Origin of the sequence: Halovivax limisalsi, assembly GCF_023093535.1 — an archaeon.
Classification (GTDB): domain Archaea; phylum Halobacteriota; class Halobacteria; order Halobacteriales; family Natrialbaceae; genus Halovivax; species Halovivax limisalsi.
The window spans coordinates 1,133,415-1,152,197 of sequence record NZ_CP095757.1 but is presented as its reverse complement, the minus strand read 5'-3'; the positions used below and the strand labels follow the sequence as shown (position 1 = coordinate 1,152,197).

Genomic DNA, 18,783 nt, shown 5'->3' with positions numbered 1-18,783 from the left:
CCACGAAATCGACGGACACGAGAGACGATGGACGACACACGCTTCGCCGTACTCGGAACGGGTGGTATCGGCAGACGAACGCTCGAGGTCGCACAGTACAAGGACGGCCTGACGCCGGTCGCGGCCTGCGACCGCAACGGAGTCGCCGTCGATCACGACGGGCTCGCGGTCGAGGAGCTCCTGGCGGCGACCGAAGGGAACATCGCGAGCGGTCCGACTGACGATACCGACGTCGAGACCGACGGCGGTGCGTCGACGGACGGCGGCGGGGTATCCGCCGCCGACGACGCTGCCGGCGGCGTCAAACAGACCGGCGACGACGCCGGAATCGTCGCCTCCAGCCAGGGCGAGCCGACGGAGACGCCGATCGACGACGTCATCGCCGAGAGCGACGGGATCGACGCCGTCCTGCTGGCGCTGCCGAACCTGGAGCACGACTTCATCCCGCGCGTCGCGGAGCGCTTCGCCGCGGCCGACTACGAGGGCGTGCTCGTCGACGTCCTCAAGCGCTCGCGGGTCATCGGCATGCTCGACGATCGCGAGGAGACGCTGATCGACGCCGGCATCACCTTCGTCTGCGGGGCGGGTGCGACGCCGGGCTTTCTCACGGGTGCGGCCGCCCTCGCCGCCCAATCGTTCGTCGAGGTCGAATCGGTCGATATCTGGTGGGGCGTCGGGCTCAAGTCCGGCTACGAGGACAACCGGGGCACCGTCCGCGAGGACATCGCCCACCTGGACGGCTACGACGTGGAGACGGCCCGCGAGATGAGCGAGGCCGAGATCGAGGCGCTCGTCGACGAGCACGACGGCGTCCTGGAGTTCCACGACATGGAGCACGCCGACGACGTCCTGCTCGAACGAGCGGGGATCTGCGACGCCGAGGACGTCACCGTCGGCGGGGTGCTCGACGTCCGTTCGGACGAGAAGCCGGTCACGACGACGGTCCGGGTCACGGGCCGGACCTTCGACGGCGAGCGGGGGACGAACACGTTCCAGCTCGACGACGCGACGAGCATGGAGGCGAACGTCAACGGACCTGCGCTCGGCTACGTGAACGCCGCGGTGCGGCGCAACCGCGCCGGCGACTACGGCGTCTTCGGGCCGGCGGAACTGATGCCCGGGTTCTGATGGCCGACGACGCTACGACCGGCCGCGGCTTCGACCTCGACCGGCGGCTCCGCGAGCGCGAGCGCGCGAATCTGCGTCGCCAGCTCGATCCCGCGGCGACGGTCGAGGCGCGGGCGCGCTTCGCCGAGGATCCGAAGGGGTCGGCGCCGACGTTCGAGACGGAGCGCCTCGTCTTCGCGTCGAACAATTACCTCGGGCTGGCGACCGACGATCGCGTCCGTCGGGCCGCCGAACGCGGCGTCAGCGTCGGCACCGGCGCCGGCGCCTCCCGCCTCATCACGGGTGATACGGGACTGCACCGCGGGCTGGAACGCGACCTCGCCGCGTGCAAGCGCGCGGATCGCGCGCTGGTGTTCTCCTCGGGCTACGCCGCCAACGTCGGCACCATCGCGGCGCTGTCGCCCGACGTCATCTTCTCGGACGAATTGAACCACGCGAGCATCATCGACGGCTGCCGGCTGGCCGACGCGGCGACGGTCGTCTACGACCACTGCGATCCCGACGACCTGCGCGATCGAATGGCCGCCCGGGAGCGCGCCGGCAGCGACGACGAAGCCTGGCTGGTCGTCACCGACACGGTGTTCTCGATGGACGGCGACGTGGCGCCGCTCGCGGAGCTCTGCGCCGTCGCCGACGCGTTCGGCGCGTGGGTGATGGTCGACGAGGCCCACGCGACCGGCGTCTTCGGCGACGGCGGCGGGATCGTCCAGCGCGAGGGGCTGACCGACCGCGTGGAGATCCAGTTGGGGACGCTGTCGAAGGCGCTGGCCAGCCAGGGCGGCTACGTCGCCGGCGACGAGACGCTCGTCGAGTACCTGCTCAACGCGGCGCGGTCGTTCGTCTTCTCGACGGGGCTGGCGCCGCCGGCCGCCGCGGCCGCTCGCGAGGCCCTTCGGATCGCCCGGGAGGGCGAGCGGACCGCACGGCTGTGGGCCCACGTCGAGACGCTCAGGGACGGCCTGGAGGCGATGGGTTACGAGGTGTGGGGCCAAACCCAGATCCTCCCCGTCGTCGTCGGCGACCGCCGCGTTGCCCTCGAACTGGGCGAGCGCCTCCGGGAGCGCGACGTCGTCGCCACGCCGATTCGACCGCCGACGGTACCCGACGGGACCAGCCGCATCCGCGTGACGCCGACGGCCACCCACACAGACGCGGAGATCCGGGCCTGTCTCGACGCGTTCGAGGCGGCCGGCAGGGAGGTGGGACTGCTGTGACCGTCCGGGCACCGTCCTCGGGGACGGATTTCGCGGTGGTCGGCACCGACACCGGCGTCGGGAAGACGGTCGTGACCGCCGGCCTCGTCGGCTGGCTCCGGGCCGACGGCGTCGACGCGCGGGCGGTCAAACCCTGCCAGACGGGGTATCCGCCGGACGACGACGCCGGCTTCGTCGCCGACGCCTGCGGGGCGGACGAGGCGGCGACCTGCCTCCGGCGACTCGAACCGGCGCTGGCGCCCGCCGTTGCCGCCCGAGAGGTCGACGTTGAGATCGACTACGAGCGGCTGCTGGACGGCTGTCGCGACGGACTCGCCGCGGCGTCTGTCGGCGTCGTCGAGGGAATCGGCGGCCTTCGGGTCCCGCTCGCGGGCGACCGGGAGGTCGTCGATCTGGTCGCCGATCTGGACCTCCCGACGCTCGTCGTCGCCCGGTCGGGACTGGGGACGCTCAACCACACCGCCCTCTCCGTCGAGGCGCTCGAACGGCGCGGCATCGCAGTCCACGGGATCGTCCTGAACGAGTACGAAGGCGCGGACGCCGCCGAACGGACGAACCCGGGAGTCCTCGAGTCGATGACGGACCGGCCGGTCTGGACCCTCCCGCCGATCCCCGCGGATCCACCGGACGGCGTTCCCGACGCGGTCAGAACCGCACTGGATCCGGCCGTGTTTCCCGAGTCGTAATTCATCCGCGGCGAGCGCGGCCGGTGCCGGTGGGCGCGGTGGCCGACAGCGTCGCGTTGTGACCGGTACGGGCGAATGTTGCCGTAACTGCCAGTTATTAATCTATACGGTTATATGCACAGCATACATGACACGCCGGAGCGCCTCGGACGTGCAGGAGCGGATCCTTGCAGGAGCGAGTTCGGCGGCGGGGGGACGGCGACCGCGAGGGAAACCAGCGGCCGCGACACCGGAGTCAGGGTACCGAACGGGACGGAACGGTCGGTCGATGGAGAGGCCGGGGCCGACGGCGGGGTGGCCGTCGTGAGCGCCGAAACGGTCGACCTCGGCGCGTTCACGTTCGAGTGCGGCGAGTCCATCCCCTCGCTCGAGGTCGCCTACGAGACCTACGGGGAGTTCACCGGTGAGAACGCGGTCCTGGTCTGTCACGCGCTCACCGGGAGCGCGCACGTGGCCCGCAGGCGAGGCGATGGCGATCGAGGGTCGGCGGGCCAGTCGACCGCCGGCCAGGCCCGCGCCTGGTGGGGCGACACCGTGGGCCCGGGCAAAGCCGTCGACACGACGGAGTACTTCGTCGTCTGCGCGAACGTCCCCGGCTCGTGTTACGGCACGACCGGCCCGGCGAGTAGGAACCCGGAGACGGGCGAACCCTACGGGAGCGACTTCCCGCCGGTGACGGTCGGCGACTGGACGCGCGCCCAGCGTCGACTCCTCGACGAGCTCGGGGTGGGGCGCGTCCGCGCCGTCGTCGGCGGCTCGGTGGGCGGGATGAACGCCCTGGAGTGGGTTCGCCGGTACCCCGACGACGTCGACCTGGTCGCGCCGATCGCCGCCGCGGCGCGCCTCGACGCGCAGTGTCTCGCGATCGACGCCATCGCTCGCCGGGCGATCACCACCGATCCCGCCTGGAACGGGGGCGACTACTACGGCGACGACCGGCCGGATCCCGACGACGGCCTCGCGATCGCCCGCCAGCTCGGCCACATCATGTACCTCTCGAAGGAATCGATGAGCGAGAAGTTCGGCCGCCGGTCGGCGGGGCGCGAGGCCAGCGAGAAGCGCTTCCCGCCGGACCCCGCCGCGGACTTCTTTCCCTACCGCGACGTCGAGTCCTACCTCGATTACAACGCGCGGACGTTCGTCGAGCGCTTCGACGCCAACAGCTACTGCCTCCTCACGCGCGCGATGGACGACTACGACCTGGCGGCGGGCCACGACTCCGTCGCCGACGCGCTCGCCGCCTTCGACGGCGAGGCGCTCGTGATGAGCTTCGAGGCCGACTGGCACTTCACCGTCGAGCAATCCGCCCAGCTGGCCGCGGGCTTTCGGGAGACGGACACGCCCGTCGCCCACCACGTCGTCGACTCCACGCACGGCCACGACGCGTTCCTCGTCGAACCCGAACACGTCAACCCGCCGCTCGGGGACTTCCTCGCGGACGGCGTCGCCGGCCGCGCCGTCTCGGACGTCGACGACAGGACCGAGACCGAACCCGAGCGTCACTCCGCGCCCGTCCACAGCAGCCTGTTCGGCGAGTGAGGACGCCGCCACCGTAAGCAAGCTTGCGTCTAGACCCAAGTGTAGCGTTCCACCAGCAACTTTATTACTGTCACATTGGTTGAAGATAGCAATGTCCTCCACACCCAAATATCGCCACGGCGGACCAGTCCCCGAGGAGGAAAGACGAGAGCATCCAGACGAAACGGACGCCGAGGGCGACTCGCTACGCGATCGCATGCCGATTCGCGCCGGCCTGCTCGTCGGCGCCGGCGCCTTCCTGACGAGCGCGCTCTTCGGCCTGATGATGGCCTGGACCAGCCGACGAGGTGCCTCCCCGTGGGGGTCCCTCGAGTCACCACCTGACGTGCTTGCCGAGTCCGCATGGATCGTCCTCGGGTCCCTTGGCGCGGAGTTGCAATTCGCAGGCCGATCGAACTTGGGGATCACCCTCCCGATGCGGCAGGTGGTGAATTTGACCGCGCGTCCACTCTTCGTACTCGTGTTGCTGGGAATCATCGTAACGGCTGGCTACGCGGTCGCAGAGTGCATCAGTACCGACTCGCCCAGAGAACGCGTCGGCGGAGCGTTACTCGTCGTCCCGGCCTACGCCGTGGGCGCTCCCGCCCTCTCGGTCTTCGCGACGTGGAACCGGCCGACTAGCGGCGACGAGGTGGGACCGGAGTTTCACGGCATTTCCGTGAACGCCGTCGACGCCACCATCCACGCCGGTATCCTGGTACCGGCGGCACTCGCCCTGTTCGGCGGTTGTCTCTCCATAGCACGCCGGGCGTGGCTCGAACATCGACAGCCGGTACAATCGGTAACTCGCGAGTAGCCGGTTGTTCGCCGGTGACGAAGACCGCAATCCGTTCGAACGAAAAGGCGGGCGAGGGCACTCAGTCGACCGACCAGACGTACTGCTCGTCGTAGTGAGTGTCGACTGGTGTCCCGTCACGGGCATCGACGGCGAATCCGAGACAATCCCGCACCGGGACACAGCAGCCTCTTTGGCGAGTACGTCGAACGGGAACCGTGCTGTGACACCGAACTCGACATCCACCAGCAGGTTTATTGCTTCTTCATAATTTGGAAAATGTAATGTCCTCCACGCCCAAGTACCGCCACGGCGAGCCGGTTCCAGAGGAGTTAGGAGACGAGAGCAAAGAATACGGCGCGACCGAAACGCCACGCGACCGAATCCCGGTTCGCGGGGGCCTGCTCGTCGGCGCAGGGGCATTCCTGCTGAATGTGCTCTTCGCCGTGATTATGGTGTGGACGAGTCGACGTGGAGCGGATTCGTGGGGTGATATCGAATCGCCACCCGGGGTCCTGACTGAAACCTCGTGGCTATTCTTGTCGAACCATGGAGCCGAACTGAACGTTGGCGGAGATGTTGGATCGTTTTTCGGAATGTGGTCGTACCGGATCCAGAATATGTCTGCGGCGCCGATTTACACTGTATTTTTCCTGGGTATCATCGTCGCGGCCGGCTACGCGGTTGCGGAGTGCGTCAGCACCGACTCACGCCTCGAGCGAATCGGCGGGGCGTTACTCGTCGTCCCGGCCTACGCCGTGGGCGCTCCCGCCCTCTCGGTCTTCGCGACGTGGGAACCGCCAATGGACGGCGAAGAGAGGGTACCGGAGTTGCAGGAGATTACCATGAGCGCCGTCGACGCCGCCATGTTCGCCGGAATCCTGGTACCGACGGTATTGGCGCTGCTCGGCGGCTGTCTCTCCGTGGCGCGTCGAGCCTGGCTCCAACATCGCCAATCAGTGGCACCTCGCGAATAACCAGTTGTTCATCGGCAACGAATCGAGGTACGTACGTCGATTGCGACTCCGAAATGGCCTCGAGCGCCATCCAGTATCGGGTCACAGCAGTCGCTTCGGCGAGTACGTCGGACCCGATTCTCGCCGTGACCCCCTACACGACAGCCCGCCAGCAGATTTATTAGTGTCACATCAGTCGGAGATTGTAATGTCTCCAACGCCGAAATATCGTCACGGCGGAGCCATCTCTGCGGAGGAAGCCACCGAAACGTCGGCGAGCGATTCACTGTCGGATCGGGTTCCCGTCGTCGGTGGGCTGCTTGCAGGCGTCGTCTCGTTGCTGGCGTCGCTGCTCATCGCCGGCCTCACCATGGGAACGCTGCGACGGGTAGCCAGCGGGTGGGGGACCGTCGAACCGATGCCGGCAGTATGGACCGAAGCAGTGTGGCTGGTGCTGGTTAACTTGGGGGCCGAGCCGCACGTCGGCGGGGTGCCGGTTACTGAGTATAGTTCCGGGTCCGGTACGGTGCAATTTCAGGCTATCAGCCTGTCGGCCGAGCCCGTGTACACGGTCGTCGTGTTCGGCATCGTTGTCGGCGCTGGGTACGCCGTCGCCGAGTGCGTCCGAACCGACTCGCGAGTCGTCCGTGCGGCGGGGTCGCTGTTGATCGTCCCCGCCTACCTCGTGCTCGCACCGGTCCTGTCCCTGGTTTCGACCTGGCGCCTGCCGACCGGTGGTGAACAAACCCTGCCCGAAAGCGGGCAAACGGTCTCCATCAGCCTCGTCGATGCCACCGTCTACGCCGGGTTGCTGGTGCCAGCCACGCTCGCGCTCTTCGGAGGGTGTCTCTCGGTCGGATGCAGGGTCTTGCGAGAGCATCGACAGCCGGTACGATCGCCACCTCATGACTAGTCGACCGGCGATGCACTGCCATCGAACGGCGGAAATCCGGACGCACGAAGAGCGCGGGCAAGGGACGCTCAGTCGGCCGGCTGGACGGATTCGTCGTCGGGGGCGTGGTGGTCGACGGCGTGTCCAGCGTCCGTCGAGACGAGCACGGCGACGTACGGGCCGACGACCGGCAGCGTTTCGAGCCGCGTCGTCAATCGAGTCGCCAGGTCCCCGCCGACGATACGAAGGTGCTCCCGACGCGTCGGTTCGGGAGTCTCAGGGACGGGCGAGCGAGCGACCGCCACGAGCGACCACATCACGCCGGTGACGAACGCGCCGAGGGACGAGAACGTCATCCCGAGCGTGGCGAACGTGATCCCGTAGACGATCCCGATCGTCATCGAGGGGACGCTCGTCCCGAGGGGCACGCGAGCGCTCGCGTCCCTGAGTGTCGGAGCGAGAAATCCGATCGAAAGACTGCTACCGATCATGAAGACGAAGTCTTGCCACATCATCGAGTAAACCGAATCGACGGTGAGTAAATAAGGGCTTCCCTATCAAAAACCGTCGTTAGGGAGGATCTTCCCCGAGTGCAATCAGTAGTAATTCGTGACTCTGCGAGATTGTCTCAGACTCTCACGGTCGGGGGCACTGACCGCCGGTATCTCGGTCCGTCATGCTCGTCTCCCCCGATTCTCATTCGATCGGAATCGGCAACCGACTGAGAGAGTAGCGAAAATGCGCGTAACGGTCACTTACTCGAGACGATTGGTGCCCGCTACCGGCTCCCGATAGCGGATCGTCTTGCGAGACCGTCTCACGGTCAGTTAGCCCGCTATTACTCGTGCGTCGGGCCCGGACGCAATTCTGTTCGCTCCAGCCAAAGAGGGAACAAGCCCGATCTGTAACCCCAGGCGCTTTCTATAGGTGAAACCGCCGTTACAGTCGCCGAAGCAGCCGCGCACGCCCCGCTCGTTCAGTCACCCGCAGATCGGGCACTCAGTCGGCGTCGGGCAGGATTCCCCGCGCGACCAAGCGGTCCCGAAGTTCGGCCATCGTCGTGACCGAGCGGTCGCAGGCGGGCGCGACGGCGGGTTTCGGGTCGAATCCGATCGCCAGGCCGGCGACCTCGAGCATCGGCAGGTCGTTCGCTCCGTCGCCGACGGCGACCGTCTCGGCGAGCGGGAGCGAAATCGTCTCCGCGAGGGAGGCGAGGGCGTCGTCCTTCGTCCCCTCGATCAGCGGGCCCTCGACGTCGCCGGTCAGTTCGCCGTTCGCGCGAGGGAGGCGGTTCGCGACGACGTGATCGACCGCGACGGCTTCGCGCGCGAGCGCTTTCTCGACGCCGCGCTCGAAGCCGCCGGTGAGAATCGCCGTCGTGACGCCGGCGTCGGTGAGCGCCTCGATCACGCCGGCCGCCCCCGGGCGGAGTTCGACGCGATCGAACGCGGCGTCGGCCTCGGCAGTATCGAGGCCGGAGAGCAGGTCGGCCCGCTCGCGGAGGCTGGTCGCGTAGTCGATCTCGTCGTTCATCGCGCGCTCGGTGATGGCGGCCATCTCGTCGGCGACGCCGCGGCGCTCGCCGAGCAGGACCGTCATTTCCGAGTCCGAGAGGGTGCCGTCGAAGTCGAAGGCGACGAGTGTCATGCGGGCGAGTTCGGACGGCCGGGGTTTACCAGTTGGCCTTCGGGCGAATGCGGCGCCGAACCGACGGTCCGCGACGCGCCTCCAGACGGCGTTTCGACCGGCCGCGGTCGTCGATTCCGCCGCTACCCCAACGCCTTACCCACCCGAGTGCCCTGGACCCAGTATGTCGGAGTCGTCGCCGGCGGTGTCGTCGTGACCATCGGCCCGGAGGTGATCGCGCTGGCCGTGTTGCCGGCGCTGCTGTGGGGGTTCATCCCGATCCTCGACAAGCGAGGGATGGCCGGCGGCGGGGGTTCCCTGCAGGCGTCACTGATGGTCGTCATCGTCGACTCGACCATCTACTGGCTCGCCCTCCTGGCGCTGTCCGGTGGCTCCGCGTTCGACGGCCTCACGCCCGAGATTCTCGCCGTGTTCGTCGCCGCCGGCGTCGTGGGGTCCGGGTTCGGCCGGCTCACCATCTACGTCGGCGTCGACCGCGTCGGGGCGAGTCTCAACAGCGCCATCATCAGCTCGCGGCCGCTGTTCGCGACGCTCATCGCGCTCGTCTGGCTGGACGAACCGCTCGGCCCGGCGACCGCCGTCGGGGTCGTGATCCTGGTGGCCGGGCTCGCCGTGCTGGCTCGCTCGAAGGGCGGCGACCTGAGCGGCTGGCGCCCGATCGACCTCTGGTGGCCGATCGCCTCGGCCGCGCTCTTCGCGTTCGCCAACGTCGCGCGCCGGTTCGGGATGCTCGAGTCGCCGCTGTCGGTCCTGGAGGCGGTCACCCTCAACGAGACCGCGGGGCTGGTCGCGCTGGGTGGCTACGCGCTCGCGACGCGCGAGCGTTCGCTCCTCGAGAAACCCCGCGAGACGTACGTCTACTTCGCCGGCAGCGGGCTGGTGACGACGGTCGCGATGCTGTCGCTGATGGCCGCCCTCGGCCTGGCCGAGGGGCGCATCGCCGTCGTCGACTCGCTCGTCGCGACCGCACCCCTCTTTACGGTCGTCTTCGCGGCCGTCTTCCTGCGCCGAGTCGAGCGCGTGACGAAAGGCGTCGTCCTCGGCGCCGGACTGATCGTCGCCGGCGCGGTCATGATCACGACGTGAGCGGGTCGACCGGCCCGGAGGGGTGGCGTGACCGCCGACGCAGACGCGTGGACCGGTCAACTGCCTCGAATTCCGGATTCGTTCGGTCGCGAAATTGTCTCCCCGTCGGCACCGTCAATACTGCACACTTCGCAACTGTTTACCCGGCCGGCCGGCGAGGGAGGGTATGCAGGTTCTGGTCACCGACCCCATCGCAGACGCGGGACTCGACGTCCTCCGCGACGCCGGCTTCGAAGTCGAGACGGGTTACGAACTCGAAGGCGAGGCGCTGCTGGAGGCCGTCTCCGACGCCTCGGCCCTGATCGTCCGCTCGGGGACGGAGGTGACCCGCGAGGTGCTCGAGGCGGGCGAGGACCTCGTCATCGTCGGGCGAGCGGGCATCGGCGTGGACAACATCGACATCGACGCCGCCACCGACCAGGGCGTCATCGTCGCCAACGCGCCCGAGGGCAACGTCCGCGCGGCCGCCGAGCACACCGTCGCGATGACGTTCGCGACCGCGCGGTCGATCCCGCAGGCCCACGCCCGGCTCGCGGCCGGCGAGTGGGCCAAGAGCGAGTTCCTCGGGACGGAGCTCAACGGCCGCACGCTCGGGATCGTCGGCCTCGGCCGGGTCGGCCAGGAGGTCGCGAAGAAGCTCGACGCGCTCGGAATGGATATCGTCGCGTTCGACCCGTACATCTCGTCGGAGCGGGCCGAGCGTCTGGGCGCCGAACTCGTCGATCTCGACGAGTGCCTCGCTGCCGCCGACGTGCTGACGATCCACACCCCGCTCACCCCCGAGACGGAGGGGCTGATCGGCGCCGACGAGCTCGCGGCGCTCGACGGCGGCTACCTCGTCAACGTCGGCCGGGGCGGCATCGTCGACGAGGACGCCCTGGCCGCGGCGGTCGACGACGGAACGATCGCCGGCGCCGCGCTCGACGTCTTCGCGGAGGAACCCCTCTCCGCGGACTCGCCGCTGCTCGACGTCGAGGACGTCGTCCTCACCCCGCACCTGGGCGCATCGACCGCGGCCGCCCAGGAGAACGTCGCCACCTCGACGGCCGAGCAGGTCGTCGCCGCCCTCTCGGGCGAACCCGTCGCGAACGCGCTCAACGCGCCGTCGATCGACGAGACCGCGTTCGGCCGGCTGGAACCCTACGTCGACCTCGCGGAGACGGCGGGCAACATCGCGACGCAGTTACTCGACGGGCGGATCGAGCGCGTCGAGGTGACCTACGAGGGCGAGCTGGCCGAGGAGGACGTCGAGTTCCTCACCGCCAGCGCGCTCGAAGGCGTCTTCTCGCCGCTGGAGTGGCAGGTCAACGCCGTCAACGCCCCGCAGATCGCCGAGGACCGCGGCGTCGACGTCGTCGAGTCCAAGACCCGCCAGACCGCGGACTTCCAGAGCCTCCTCTCGGTGACCGTCTCGAACGGCGACGAGGAGCTCACCGTCGACGGCACGCTCTTTGCCGGCGACGATCAGCGCATCGTCCGCATCGACGACTACCGCGTCGACGCGATTCCCCACGGCAAGATGGTGGTCACGCGAAACACGGACGAACCGGGCGTCATCGGCCTCATCGGGAGCGTGATGGGCGACCACGGCGTCAACATCGCCGGCATGTTCAACGCGCGCGAGGCCATCGGCGGCGAGGCGCTCACCGTCTACAACGTCGACACCGAGGTTCCCGAAAAAGCGCGCGAGCAACTCGAAGCCGACGAGCGCATCATCGACGTGCGCTACCTGACGCTCTCGGCGTAGGATCGATCCCCCTTATCGATCGGTTCCGAAGAGTCGCTCGAGGAGCGACGCCGAACCCGGCCGTCGCCGGTCGCCGTCGGCCGTCGTCGATCGATCCTCGAGGATCAGTTCGTACTGGCGGACGATCGCCTCGTGGCGACGCTCGCGGGCCGCGAGCTCGCGCTCCAGGGCGCTAATCTGCGCCCGCAATCGGGCGCGCTCGATCTGGCCGGGAAGCGGCGACGGCGACTCGTCGACGCGCTCGACCGTCTCGACCGGGACGGTGCCTCCCTCGGCGCCGGCGGCCGCCGGGTCGTCATCCGCGGGTCGGGTGGTGGAGTGTTGCTGGACGGGCATCGGGAACGGTGGCTACGGGAAGATGGAACAAAAGGTTCAGTCAGCCCTCCGTCAGACATGCTTTCGTCGGCCGATTCGTCGATCAAAAGTCCACGCGGGCGGGCGGTTGGGCCGGCGTTCGGGCTAGTCGTCGGATCCGCTCCCGGCGGCCGTGTTCCCGGATGCGCCGCCGTCCTCCGCGGCGTCCGAATCCGACGACCAGGCCATCGACGCGTTCGCGAACGACACTCCGCCCGGCGAGACGACCGAGACGGAGATCGGCGACTCGAATTCCGTCGCGTCCTCGGATGGTTGCTCGTCGCTGCTCACCGGTTCACCGTCTCGAACCGAGAGGTACCGCACGTCCCCCGACGGAAGCGGGGAGTCGAGGGACCACTGATAGTCGACGGCGTCGTCGGTAACCGTCACGGTCGAACCCGCAGGGACGGAATCGTCACCGACGTTCTCGACTGCGACGGCGCGGTTTTCGGCCACAACGTCGACGTCGATCTCCACGCTGGCGAACGCGATCTCCGGCACGTCGTCGGTCCAGGCGGGTTCGGCCGGCTCCTCGAGACCGACCTCGACGACGGCGTACGAGACTGCCCCCTCCTCAGCAGGGTGTGCGATCGACGCCTCGCGGATGACGCCCGTATCGTCGACGACGAGCGTCGCCGAGTCGGGATCCGCGGCGTCCGTCGAGTCCTCACCCCACGGAGCGGGATCGAGGTCTGTCGCGACGAGCGTCGTGAGCGTCGCACCGTCGCGAACGACCGTCTCTTCGACGCGAAACGATCCGTCGGCAATGGCCTCGGAGAGCGGGTCGGGTACGAGGTATCTCCGCATCGAGAGCCCGCGGCGATCGATAACGTGGTATCTGACCTCGTCGCCCCGATCGACGCGAGTAATACCGTGCGATTCCGTCACCCACTGATCCAGTTGTTCGACACCGTCGCGCGTGTCGATCGTCCCGGACAGGGCGGACGACATTCCATGTTCACCGCGTTCGGCCGTCACGTCGACAGCAGGTGTCGGTTCATCCGACGAATCCGATCCGTCACGCATCGCGAGATCGATCACGAACCCGTTATCGCGGAGGCGTTCGCGATGGGCCGAACGGAGTTGTCCGTGGTTGACGATTCCGTCCTCGGCAACGCCGGGCGGCAGTTGCGGCGACGGGTTCGCCTCGGACGGATCCGACGCATTCCCGTCGGAACCCGGAGGTCCCAGTTCTCCGAGACAACCGGCGAGTGACGACGCGACGAGGGCGGCACCCGACGCGGCGATCAGACTACGGCGCGAGTGGGGAGGGCACATGCGTTCGACGGTAGTTTCAGGGGAATTATAATACTTTCCGATACGTCCCGGAGGAAGCCGGGCGACCGACACCGGTTCGACCGGACGCCACACCGTCGATCGCTCTCGTCACGAGACGTCGATGGCGTACTCCTGCAGAGCGTCTTCGTCGATCTCGACGCCGAATCCCGGTCCATCGGGTACGTCGACGGCGCCGTCGACGACCTCCAGCGGGGTTTCGAGGATGGATCCGTCCACCTGGACGAGTTCCGTGAACTCGCTCGCCAGCGGGTGGTCGCGCATGGACGCGGCGAAGTGGACCTTGGCGACGGACGAGATGCCCGGCTCGAGTTCGGTACCCGCGATGCTGCCGAGCCCCAACGCTTCGGCCGCGGTCTCGATCTTCTTGCCGCGATGGAGCCCGCAGGTCTTGGCGATCTTGAGGTTGACGAGATCGGCGGCGTCGTAATCGTACAACGTCACCGCGTCACCCGAGGTCCAGATGCTTTCGTCGGCCATCACGGGGACGCTACTGTTGGCGCGAACGTGAGCGAGGCCGGAGAGGTCGTCCGTGGGAACCGGTTGTTCGACGACCTGGAGATGACAGTCCTCCACCGCCCGCAGGACGCGGATCGTCTCCGTCGCGTTCCAGGCCGCGTTGGGGTCGAGGCGCAGGGGAACGTCGTCTCCGAGTTCGTCCCGGATCGCCCGGATGCGTCGAACGTCCAGGTCGGGATCGCTCGATCCCTTGATCTTGACGACCTCGATCCCGTCTCCCAGGATGTCGAGCGCCTCGTCGACCATCGCCTCCGGCGTGTCCAGTCCGACCTCGGCGGCCACCCGAACGCTGTCGCGGAACTTCCCCCCGAGTAACGTGTAGGCCGGCACCTCGAGGATCTTTCCGACCAGGTCGTGCAACGCCAGGTCGATCCCCTCCTTCACGCAGGTGATGCGCGCGAGTCGCTCGTCGACCAGCCGTAACACGCGGCCGATATCGGTGGGATCCTCGCCGACGATCGCGGGCGCGGCGTAGTTCCGTATCGTCGTGTCGATCGATTCGAGCGTCTCGCCGTAGAATTCCGGCTCCCAGGCGCAGGCTTCACCGATACCGACGTGACCGGTGTCGGCGTGTATCCTCACGAGCACGGCGTTCGAGCGCTCGAATTCGGTGTACGAGTCCGCAAAGCCTTCGACGGGGATGCCGTACGGGACCGTTTCGACGCGAGTTATCTCCATGAGCGGTGTCGTACCGCACGTCACATCGAGAGCGGATAAAAGATGAGGCACAACTTCGGGCGGCGTTCGGCCAGGCGCATCGCGGCTGGGACGAAGGGGCCGCGGGCGGAATCGCCGCGCGGCACCGCCCACGTTACGGCTGTTCGGCCAGATGGTCGAGCACGCCCTCGAGGTCGCTCGGTACGGGTTCGGGGTCGGTCCCGGCCGCGGCGGCCGCGTCGGGATCCTTCAGGAGGTGGCCGGTGGTCAGACAGACGATCTGCTCGTCCTCGCCGACCACACCGTCATCACGGAGTTTTCGCAGCCCGGCGAAGGACGCCGCCGAGGCGGGTTCGACGCCGATCCCCGCCTCCGCGAGGTCGCGCTGAGCGTCGGTGATCTCGACGTCGGAGACGGCCACCGCGGTGCCGCCCGTCTCGCGGATGCCGGGCAGGGCCTTCGGCGCGTTGACGGGGTTGCCGATCCGGATCGCGGTGGCCCGGGTCTCGACGTCGTCCCAGCGGCGGATCTCGTCGGCGCCGTTCTCGATCGCCTCGACCATCGGCGCGGCGCCCTCGGCCTGGACGCCCGTGAGTTTCGGGACCTCGTCGACGGCGAGATCGCCCGCCGCGACGAGTTCGCGAAACGCCTTGTAGAGCGCGGCCGTGTTGCCCGCGTTGCCGACCGGGAGGACGATCCGGTTGGGAAACGTGCCGTGGTCGGCGCGGAACCGTTCGAGAATCTCGAGGCCGATCGTCTTCTGGCCCTCGAGGCGGAACGGGTTGAGCGAGTTGAGCAGGTAGGCCTCGCCGCGGTCGGCCAGGGCCTGGACGAGGTCGAGGCAGGCGTCGAAGTTGCCGTCGACCTCGAGGATGCGCGCACCGTGGAGGCTCGCCTGGGCGACCTTCCCCGCCGCGACCTTGCCGGCGGGGAGCAGGACGAGCGTCTCCATGCCCGCCCGCGAGCCGTAGGCTGCGAGGGCGGCGCTGGTGTTGCCCGTCGAGGCGCAGGCGAGGCGGTCGACCCCGAGTTCCCGCGCGACGGCGACGCCGACGGTCATCCCGCGATCCTTGAACGAGCCGGTCGGGTTCATCCCCTCGTGTTTGATCCGCAGCGTCTCGACGCCGACGTCGTCGGCCAGGTCGGGCACGCGGTACAGCGGCGTCGCGCCCTCCTGGATCGAGACGCCACCGTCGAGCGGGAGCGCGTCGGCGTAGCGCCAGACGCCGGATCCCTCGAAGTCGGACAGCGACGCCGGCGACGCGTAGCGCACCTCCAGTAGTCCGCCACAGTCATCGCAGGTGTAGCGGACGGCGTCGAACGGTGCGAACGAGGCTTCGCAGTCGATACAGGAGAGCCAGACGCCATCCTCGGCGGCGGACGGCGGCGTCGGCGCCTCGGCGGTCGGCGAGAGGGTCATCGGCTGTGTCGACGGCCCGCCGGCCTAAAAGTCGGGCGATGGTGGCAGACGTGACACACTGTAGTGGCAGACGTGACACACTGTAGTGGCAGACGTGACACACTGTAGTGGCAGACGTGATACACTGTAGTGGCAGGTGTGACATACTGTAGTGGTAGGCGTATACCGTCCATCGGCGGAGCCGCCGGTATCGGTGTGTTCGTTCGAAAGCGGTTCGACTGATTCGGTCGCGTTCGATTCCACCCTGGCTGGGCCGGCCGTCGCCCCGATGGTGGTGTCGCGGAGCGACGCCCGATTGCGGTGCGATGCGTCCCCGTGACGCTCAGGCGAAGATGAGCGCCAGTAGCAACACCGGCACCGAAATCAGCAGGAGCGTTCCGATGAGCAAGCGGATCCTCATATACGTTTTGGCCGAACGGCCGATAGATATATAAATAGCCCGGATTCTTTCGTTCAATTCACAATCCACGCGGCCGAAATATCTCGTTTCCTCGCAACAACGGCACCGTAACGACGGCCTCACCCCAGCAGCCAGCCGAGCAGTCCCTTCTGGGCGTGCAGGCGGTTCTCGGCCTGTTGCCAGACGATCGAGCGCTCACCTTCGAGGACGGCGTCGGTGATCTCCTCGCCGCGGTGGGCCGGGAGACAGTGCATGACGGACGCGTCGGCCGGCGCCGACGCGAGGAGCTCGTCGTTCACCTGGTAGGGGTCGAACGCCTCGAGTCGCTCCTCGCGCTGGGCTTCCTGGCCCATGCTCACCCAGACGTCGGTGTAGACGACGTCGGCGTCGTCGACGGCGGCGGCCGGATCCGACGCGATCGTCGGCGCGGTCCCGAGTTCGGCGGCGCGATCGAGGACCGCCTCGTCGACGCCGAAGCCCTCCGGCGTCGCGACGGTGAGGTCGATCCCCGTCATCGCACACCCGAGGACGAACGACTGAGCGACGTTGTTGCCGTCGCCGACCCAGGTCGCGCTGGCCGACTCGAACGAGCCGACCGTCTCGCGGATGGTCAGCAGGTCCGCGAGCGTCTGGCAGGGATGGGCGTCGTCGGTCAGACCGTTGATCACCGGCACGTCCGCGTAGCGAGCGAGTTCTTCGAGATCCGCGTGGTCGAACAGGCGGGCCATGATCACGTCGACGTAGCGCGAGAGGGCCCGCGACGTGTCGCGAATCGGTTCGCCGTTTCCAAGCTGGATGTCGTCCTCGCCGAGGAAGACGGCGTGGCCGCCGAGCTGGGTCATCCCCGTCTCGAAGGAGACGCGGGTGCGCGTACTCGGTTTCTCGAACAGCATTCCGAGCGTCAGCCCGGAGAGATCGGCGTGGGTCCAGCCTCGCCCCTGTGCCGTCTTGTACTCCGCGGCGAGGTCGAGGACGGCCGCGAGGTCGGCTCGCGAGAGGTCGTCGACGTCGGTGACGTGGATGGGGTCGCTGGCGGTCGGGCCGGTCGGGTTCTCGGTTGCGTCGGTCATGTCTGCGTTCGGCTGGTAGCTCATTGGGGATCGGTATCTGGTGTCCGTGGGTCAGTTTCTGGGGTGGAGGGATCCGCGTCGGTAGTGGGGTGCTGCGCGGTCGATTCGGTTCGCTCGCCGTCCGCCTCGGTCGGCGAGTCGGCGTCGTCGGAGTCGGTCGCGCGCTCGCGGAGCCGGTTGCCGACGCCGTCGAGGACGGCGATCGAGCGGTCGTAGTTCGATAGCGAGAGTCGCTCGTCGGGGGCGTGGTCGAGCGCGGAGTTGCCGGGGCCGTAGGTCGCCATCGGGCAGTCCCACGCCGCGGCGTAGACGTTCATGTCGCTCGTCCCCGTCTTGCGGAGGAGCCGCGGGTCGGCGCCCGTCTCGCGGATCGCGGTCCGAAGCGCCCGGGCGACCGGCGTGCGTGGGCTCGCCATCACCGGCGGGATCGCGTCGGTCCACTCGACCGTGCCGTCGAACGTCTCGGAGACGGACGCGACGGTCGACCTGACCGCATCGACCGTCGTTTCGGGCGGCACGCGGACCTGAAAGTCGACGCGCGCCTCGACGGCGAGGCCGTCGGCGGTCGGACCGCCCTCGATGGCGATCGGTTTCGTCGTCAGCGACTCGAAGACAGGGCCGGAATCGTCGCCGCCCGGTCCGTCGCTTTCAGCGCGCTCGCCGTCCGTGTCGTCGCCGGTCGAGACGCCATCGTCGCAGGCCGCCTCGACGGCCGCCCACCAGCTCGTCGCGTCCTCGACCGCGTTCGGCTCCGGGCGGGAGCTGTGGCCGGACGCCGTCGAGACGGTGTACGTGCCAGCCACCAGCCCGCGGTAGCCAAGCGTGATGCCGTTCGCGCCGGAGGGTTCGCCGTTGAGCAACGCGTCAGGGGCGTCGCGCTCGGCGACGAGGTGGTGGGCGCCGCGCGAGTCGGTCTCCTCGCCGACGACGCCGACGAACGAACAACCCGTCCTGACGGCCGCGACGGCCATCGCGCACAACGGACCCGTCGCGTCGACGCTCCCGCGCCCCCAGAGGACCGCCTCTTCGACGGTCGACGCGTCGTCGAGGTCGAGTCCCTCGTCGACATCGGCCTCCGCGTCGTTCCCGGCCACCGCCTCGTCCTCGGCCGCGGTGAGGCGAACGGGAACGTCGCCCGGAACGGTGTCGACGTGGGACGTAAAGAGCGCGGCGTCGTCGGCCGGCGCGCGAACGTTGCCGACCTCGTCGCGCCAGACTTCGCGGTCGTGGGCCTCGAAGAATGCCACAAGGCGCTCGGCGGCCGCGTCCTCCGCGCCCGAGACCGAGGGCGTCGCGACCATGTCGACCAGCAACTCGCGGGCCGTCTCGAGCGAGACGTCGGTCGCGACCGCCGGCGTATCGAGCGCGTTCGTTGGCACGGTCATGCGTCGGTACCT

General features: G+C 68.4%; 17 protein-coding genes. 9 read left to right on the top strand and 8 right to left on the bottom strand.

Annotated features, from left to right (window positions below):
* The first annotated feature begins 27 nt into the window (after positions 1 to 27).
* The 7 genes from bioU (at position 28) to MXA07_RS05035 (ending at position 7,211) form a co-directional block, all read left to right on the top strand.
* Positions 28 to 1,128 carry a (S)-8-amino-7-oxononanoate synthase BioU gene (gene bioU / locus MXA07_RS05065; protein WP_247730963.1) on the top strand — a complete coding sequence of 367 codons (1,101 nt, stop codon included), beginning with the start codon at positions 28 to 30 and terminating at the stop codon, positions 1,126 to 1,128.
* Positions 1,128 to 2,342, top strand: a complete 1,215-nt coding sequence (locus MXA07_RS05060) for an aminotransferase class I/II-fold pyridoxal phosphate-dependent enzyme (protein ID WP_247730962.1) — start codon at positions 1,128 to 1,130, stop codon at positions 2,340 to 2,342. The genes bioU and MXA07_RS05060 overlap by 1 nt, the downstream gene beginning before the upstream one ends.
* Complete coding sequence (bioD, locus tag MXA07_RS05055; RefSeq protein WP_247730961.1) at positions 2,339 to 3,028, top strand: dethiobiotin synthase; 690 nt, start codon at positions 2,339 to 2,341, stop codon at positions 3,026 to 3,028. The genes MXA07_RS05060 and bioD overlap by 4 nt, the downstream gene beginning before the upstream one ends.
* Before the next feature lie 303 nt (positions 3,029 to 3,331).
* Positions 3,332 to 4,567, top strand: a complete 1,236-nt coding sequence (gene metX, locus MXA07_RS05050; protein WP_247731709.1) for a homoserine O-acetyltransferase MetX — start codon at positions 3,332 to 3,334, stop codon at positions 4,565 to 4,567.
* Between the two features lie 91 nt (positions 4,568 to 4,658).
* Positions 4,659 to 5,363 (top strand): DUF7978 family protein, encoded by a 705-nt coding sequence (locus MXA07_RS05045; RefSeq protein ID WP_247730960.1) that lies wholly within the window; start codon positions 4,659 to 4,661, stop codon positions 5,361 to 5,363.
* A gap of 263 nt (positions 5,364 to 5,626) precedes the next feature.
* Positions 5,627 to 6,319, top strand: coding sequence for a DUF7978 family protein (locus MXA07_RS05040; protein ID WP_247730959.1), 693 nt, complete (start codon positions 5,627 to 5,629; stop codon positions 6,317 to 6,319).
* A gap of 187 nt (positions 6,320 to 6,506) precedes the next feature.
* The gene (locus MXA07_RS05035) at positions 6,507 to 7,211 is read left to right on the top strand and encodes a DUF7978 family protein (RefSeq protein WP_247730958.1); all 705 of its coding nucleotides are present in this window, start codon (positions 6,507 to 6,509) and stop codon (positions 7,209 to 7,211) included.
* Positions 7,212 to 7,279: 68 nt separating this feature from the next.
* On the opposite strand, the gene MXA07_RS05030 is transcribed toward MXA07_RS05035, so the two are convergent.
* Both MXA07_RS05030 and serB read right to left on the bottom strand, forming a co-directional pair.
* The gene (locus tag MXA07_RS05030) at positions 7,280 to 7,705 is read right to left on the bottom strand and encodes a hypothetical protein (RefSeq protein WP_247730957.1); all 426 of its coding nucleotides are present in this window, start codon (positions 7,703 to 7,705) and stop codon (positions 7,280 to 7,282) included.
* Positions 7,706 to 8,189: 484 nt separating this feature from the next.
* Complete coding sequence (serB, locus tag MXA07_RS05025; RefSeq protein WP_247730956.1) at positions 8,190 to 8,837, bottom strand: phosphoserine phosphatase SerB; 648 nt, start codon at positions 8,835 to 8,837, stop codon at positions 8,190 to 8,192.
* Positions 8,838 to 9,029: 192 nt separating this feature from the next.
* On the opposite strand from serB, the gene MXA07_RS05020 reads away from it, so the two are divergent.
* Positions 9,030 to 9,923 (top strand): DMT family transporter, encoded by an 894-nt coding sequence (locus tag MXA07_RS05020; protein WP_247730955.1) that lies wholly within the window; start codon positions 9,030 to 9,032, stop codon positions 9,921 to 9,923.
* Positions 9,924 to 10,089: 166 nt separating this feature from the next.
* Entirely contained in the window at positions 10,090 to 11,670 is a 1,581-nt protein-coding gene (gene serA / locus MXA07_RS05015) for a phosphoglycerate dehydrogenase (RefSeq protein WP_247730954.1), read from the top strand.
* A 12-nt stretch (positions 11,671 to 11,682) separates the two neighbouring features.
* Here the strand turns inward: serA and MXA07_RS05010 are convergent, their stop codons facing one another.
* The 6 genes from MXA07_RS05010 to MXA07_RS04985 all read right to left on the bottom strand — a co-directional run bounded on the left by MXA07_RS05010 (position 11,683) and on the right by MXA07_RS04985 (position 18,771).
* The gene (locus tag MXA07_RS05010) at positions 11,683 to 12,006 is read right to left on the bottom strand and encodes a hypothetical protein (protein ID WP_247730953.1); all 324 of its coding nucleotides are present in this window, start codon (positions 12,004 to 12,006) and stop codon (positions 11,683 to 11,685) included.
* Positions 12,007 to 12,129: 123 nt separating this feature from the next.
* Positions 12,130 to 12,975 (bottom strand): hypothetical protein, encoded by an 846-nt coding sequence (locus MXA07_RS05005; RefSeq protein WP_247730952.1) that lies wholly within the window; start codon positions 12,973 to 12,975, stop codon positions 12,130 to 12,132.
* A gap of 435 nt (positions 12,976 to 13,410) precedes the next feature.
* Complete coding sequence (locus MXA07_RS05000; RefSeq protein WP_247730951.1) at positions 13,411 to 14,517, bottom strand: mandelate racemase/muconate lactonizing enzyme family protein; 1,107 nt, start codon at positions 14,515 to 14,517, stop codon at positions 13,411 to 13,413.
* A 133-nt stretch (positions 14,518 to 14,650) separates the two neighbouring features.
* The gene (thrC, locus tag MXA07_RS04995; RefSeq protein ID WP_247730950.1) at positions 14,651 to 15,916 is read right to left on the bottom strand and encodes a threonine synthase; all 1,266 of its coding nucleotides are present in this window, start codon (positions 15,914 to 15,916) and stop codon (positions 14,651 to 14,653) included.
* 519 nt (positions 15,917 to 16,435) lie between these two features.
* Entirely contained in the window at positions 16,436 to 17,410 is a 975-nt protein-coding gene (gene argF / locus MXA07_RS04990) for an ornithine carbamoyltransferase (RefSeq protein WP_247730949.1), read from the bottom strand.
* Positions 17,407 to 18,771 (bottom strand): [LysW]-lysine hydrolase, encoded by a 1,365-nt coding sequence (locus MXA07_RS04985; RefSeq protein ID WP_247730948.1) that lies wholly within the window; start codon positions 18,769 to 18,771, stop codon positions 17,407 to 17,409. The genes argF and MXA07_RS04985 overlap by 4 nt, the downstream gene beginning before the upstream one ends.
* Between the last annotated feature and the right edge of the window lie 12 nt (positions 18,772 to 18,783).

What these genes read in the sequence shown, in the direction of transcription:
- MXA07_RS05045 (WP_247730960.1), top strand. Translation starts at nt 4,659, where the DNA reads ATGTCCTCCACACCCAAATATCGCCACGGCGGACCAGTCCCCGAGGAG.
- serB (WP_247730956.1), bottom strand. Translation starts at nt 8,837, where the DNA reads ATGACACTCGTCGCCTTCGACTTCGACGGCACCCTCTCGGACTCGGAA.
- thrC (WP_247730950.1), bottom strand. Translation starts at nt 15,916, where the DNA reads ATGACCCTCTCGCCGACCGCCGAGGCGCCGACGCCGCCGTCCGCCGCC.
- MXA07_RS05005 (WP_247730952.1), bottom strand. Translation starts at nt 12,975, where the DNA reads ATGTCGTCCGCCCTGTCCGGGACGATCGACACGCGCGACGGTGTCGAA.
- MXA07_RS05035 (WP_247730958.1), top strand. Translation starts at nt 6,507, where the DNA reads ATGTCTCCAACGCCGAAATATCGTCACGGCGGAGCCATCTCTGCGGAG.
- bioU (WP_247730963.1), top strand. Translation starts at nt 28, where the DNA reads ATGGACGACACACGCTTCGCCGTACTCGGAACGGGTGGTATCGGCAGA.
- MXA07_RS05000 (WP_247730951.1), bottom strand. Translation starts at nt 14,517, where the DNA reads ATGGAGATAACTCGCGTCGAAACGGTCCCGTACGGCATCCCCGTCGAA.
- MXA07_RS05040 (WP_247730959.1), top strand. Translation starts at nt 5,627, where the DNA reads ATGTCCTCCACGCCCAAGTACCGCCACGGCGAGCCGGTTCCAGAGGAG.
- MXA07_RS05010 (WP_247730953.1), bottom strand. Translation starts at nt 12,006, where the DNA reads ATGCCCGTCCAGCAACACTCCACCACCCGACCCGCGGATGACGACCCG.
- MXA07_RS05060 (WP_247730962.1), top strand. Translation starts at nt 1,128, where the DNA reads ATGGCCGACGACGCTACGACCGGCCGCGGCTTCGACCTCGACCGGCGG.
- MXA07_RS05030 (WP_247730957.1), bottom strand. Translation starts at nt 7,705, where the DNA reads ATGATGTGGCAAGACTTCGTCTTCATGATCGGTAGCAGTCTTTCGATC.
- MXA07_RS04985 (WP_247730948.1), bottom strand. Translation starts at nt 18,771, where the DNA reads ATGACCGTGCCAACGAACGCGCTCGATACGCCGGCGGTCGCGACCGAC.
- serA (WP_247730954.1), top strand. Translation starts at nt 10,090, where the DNA reads ATGCAGGTTCTGGTCACCGACCCCATCGCAGACGCGGGACTCGACGTC.
- argF (WP_247730949.1), bottom strand. Translation starts at nt 17,410, where the DNA reads ATGAGCTACCAGCCGAACGCAGACATGACCGACGCAACCGAGAACCCG.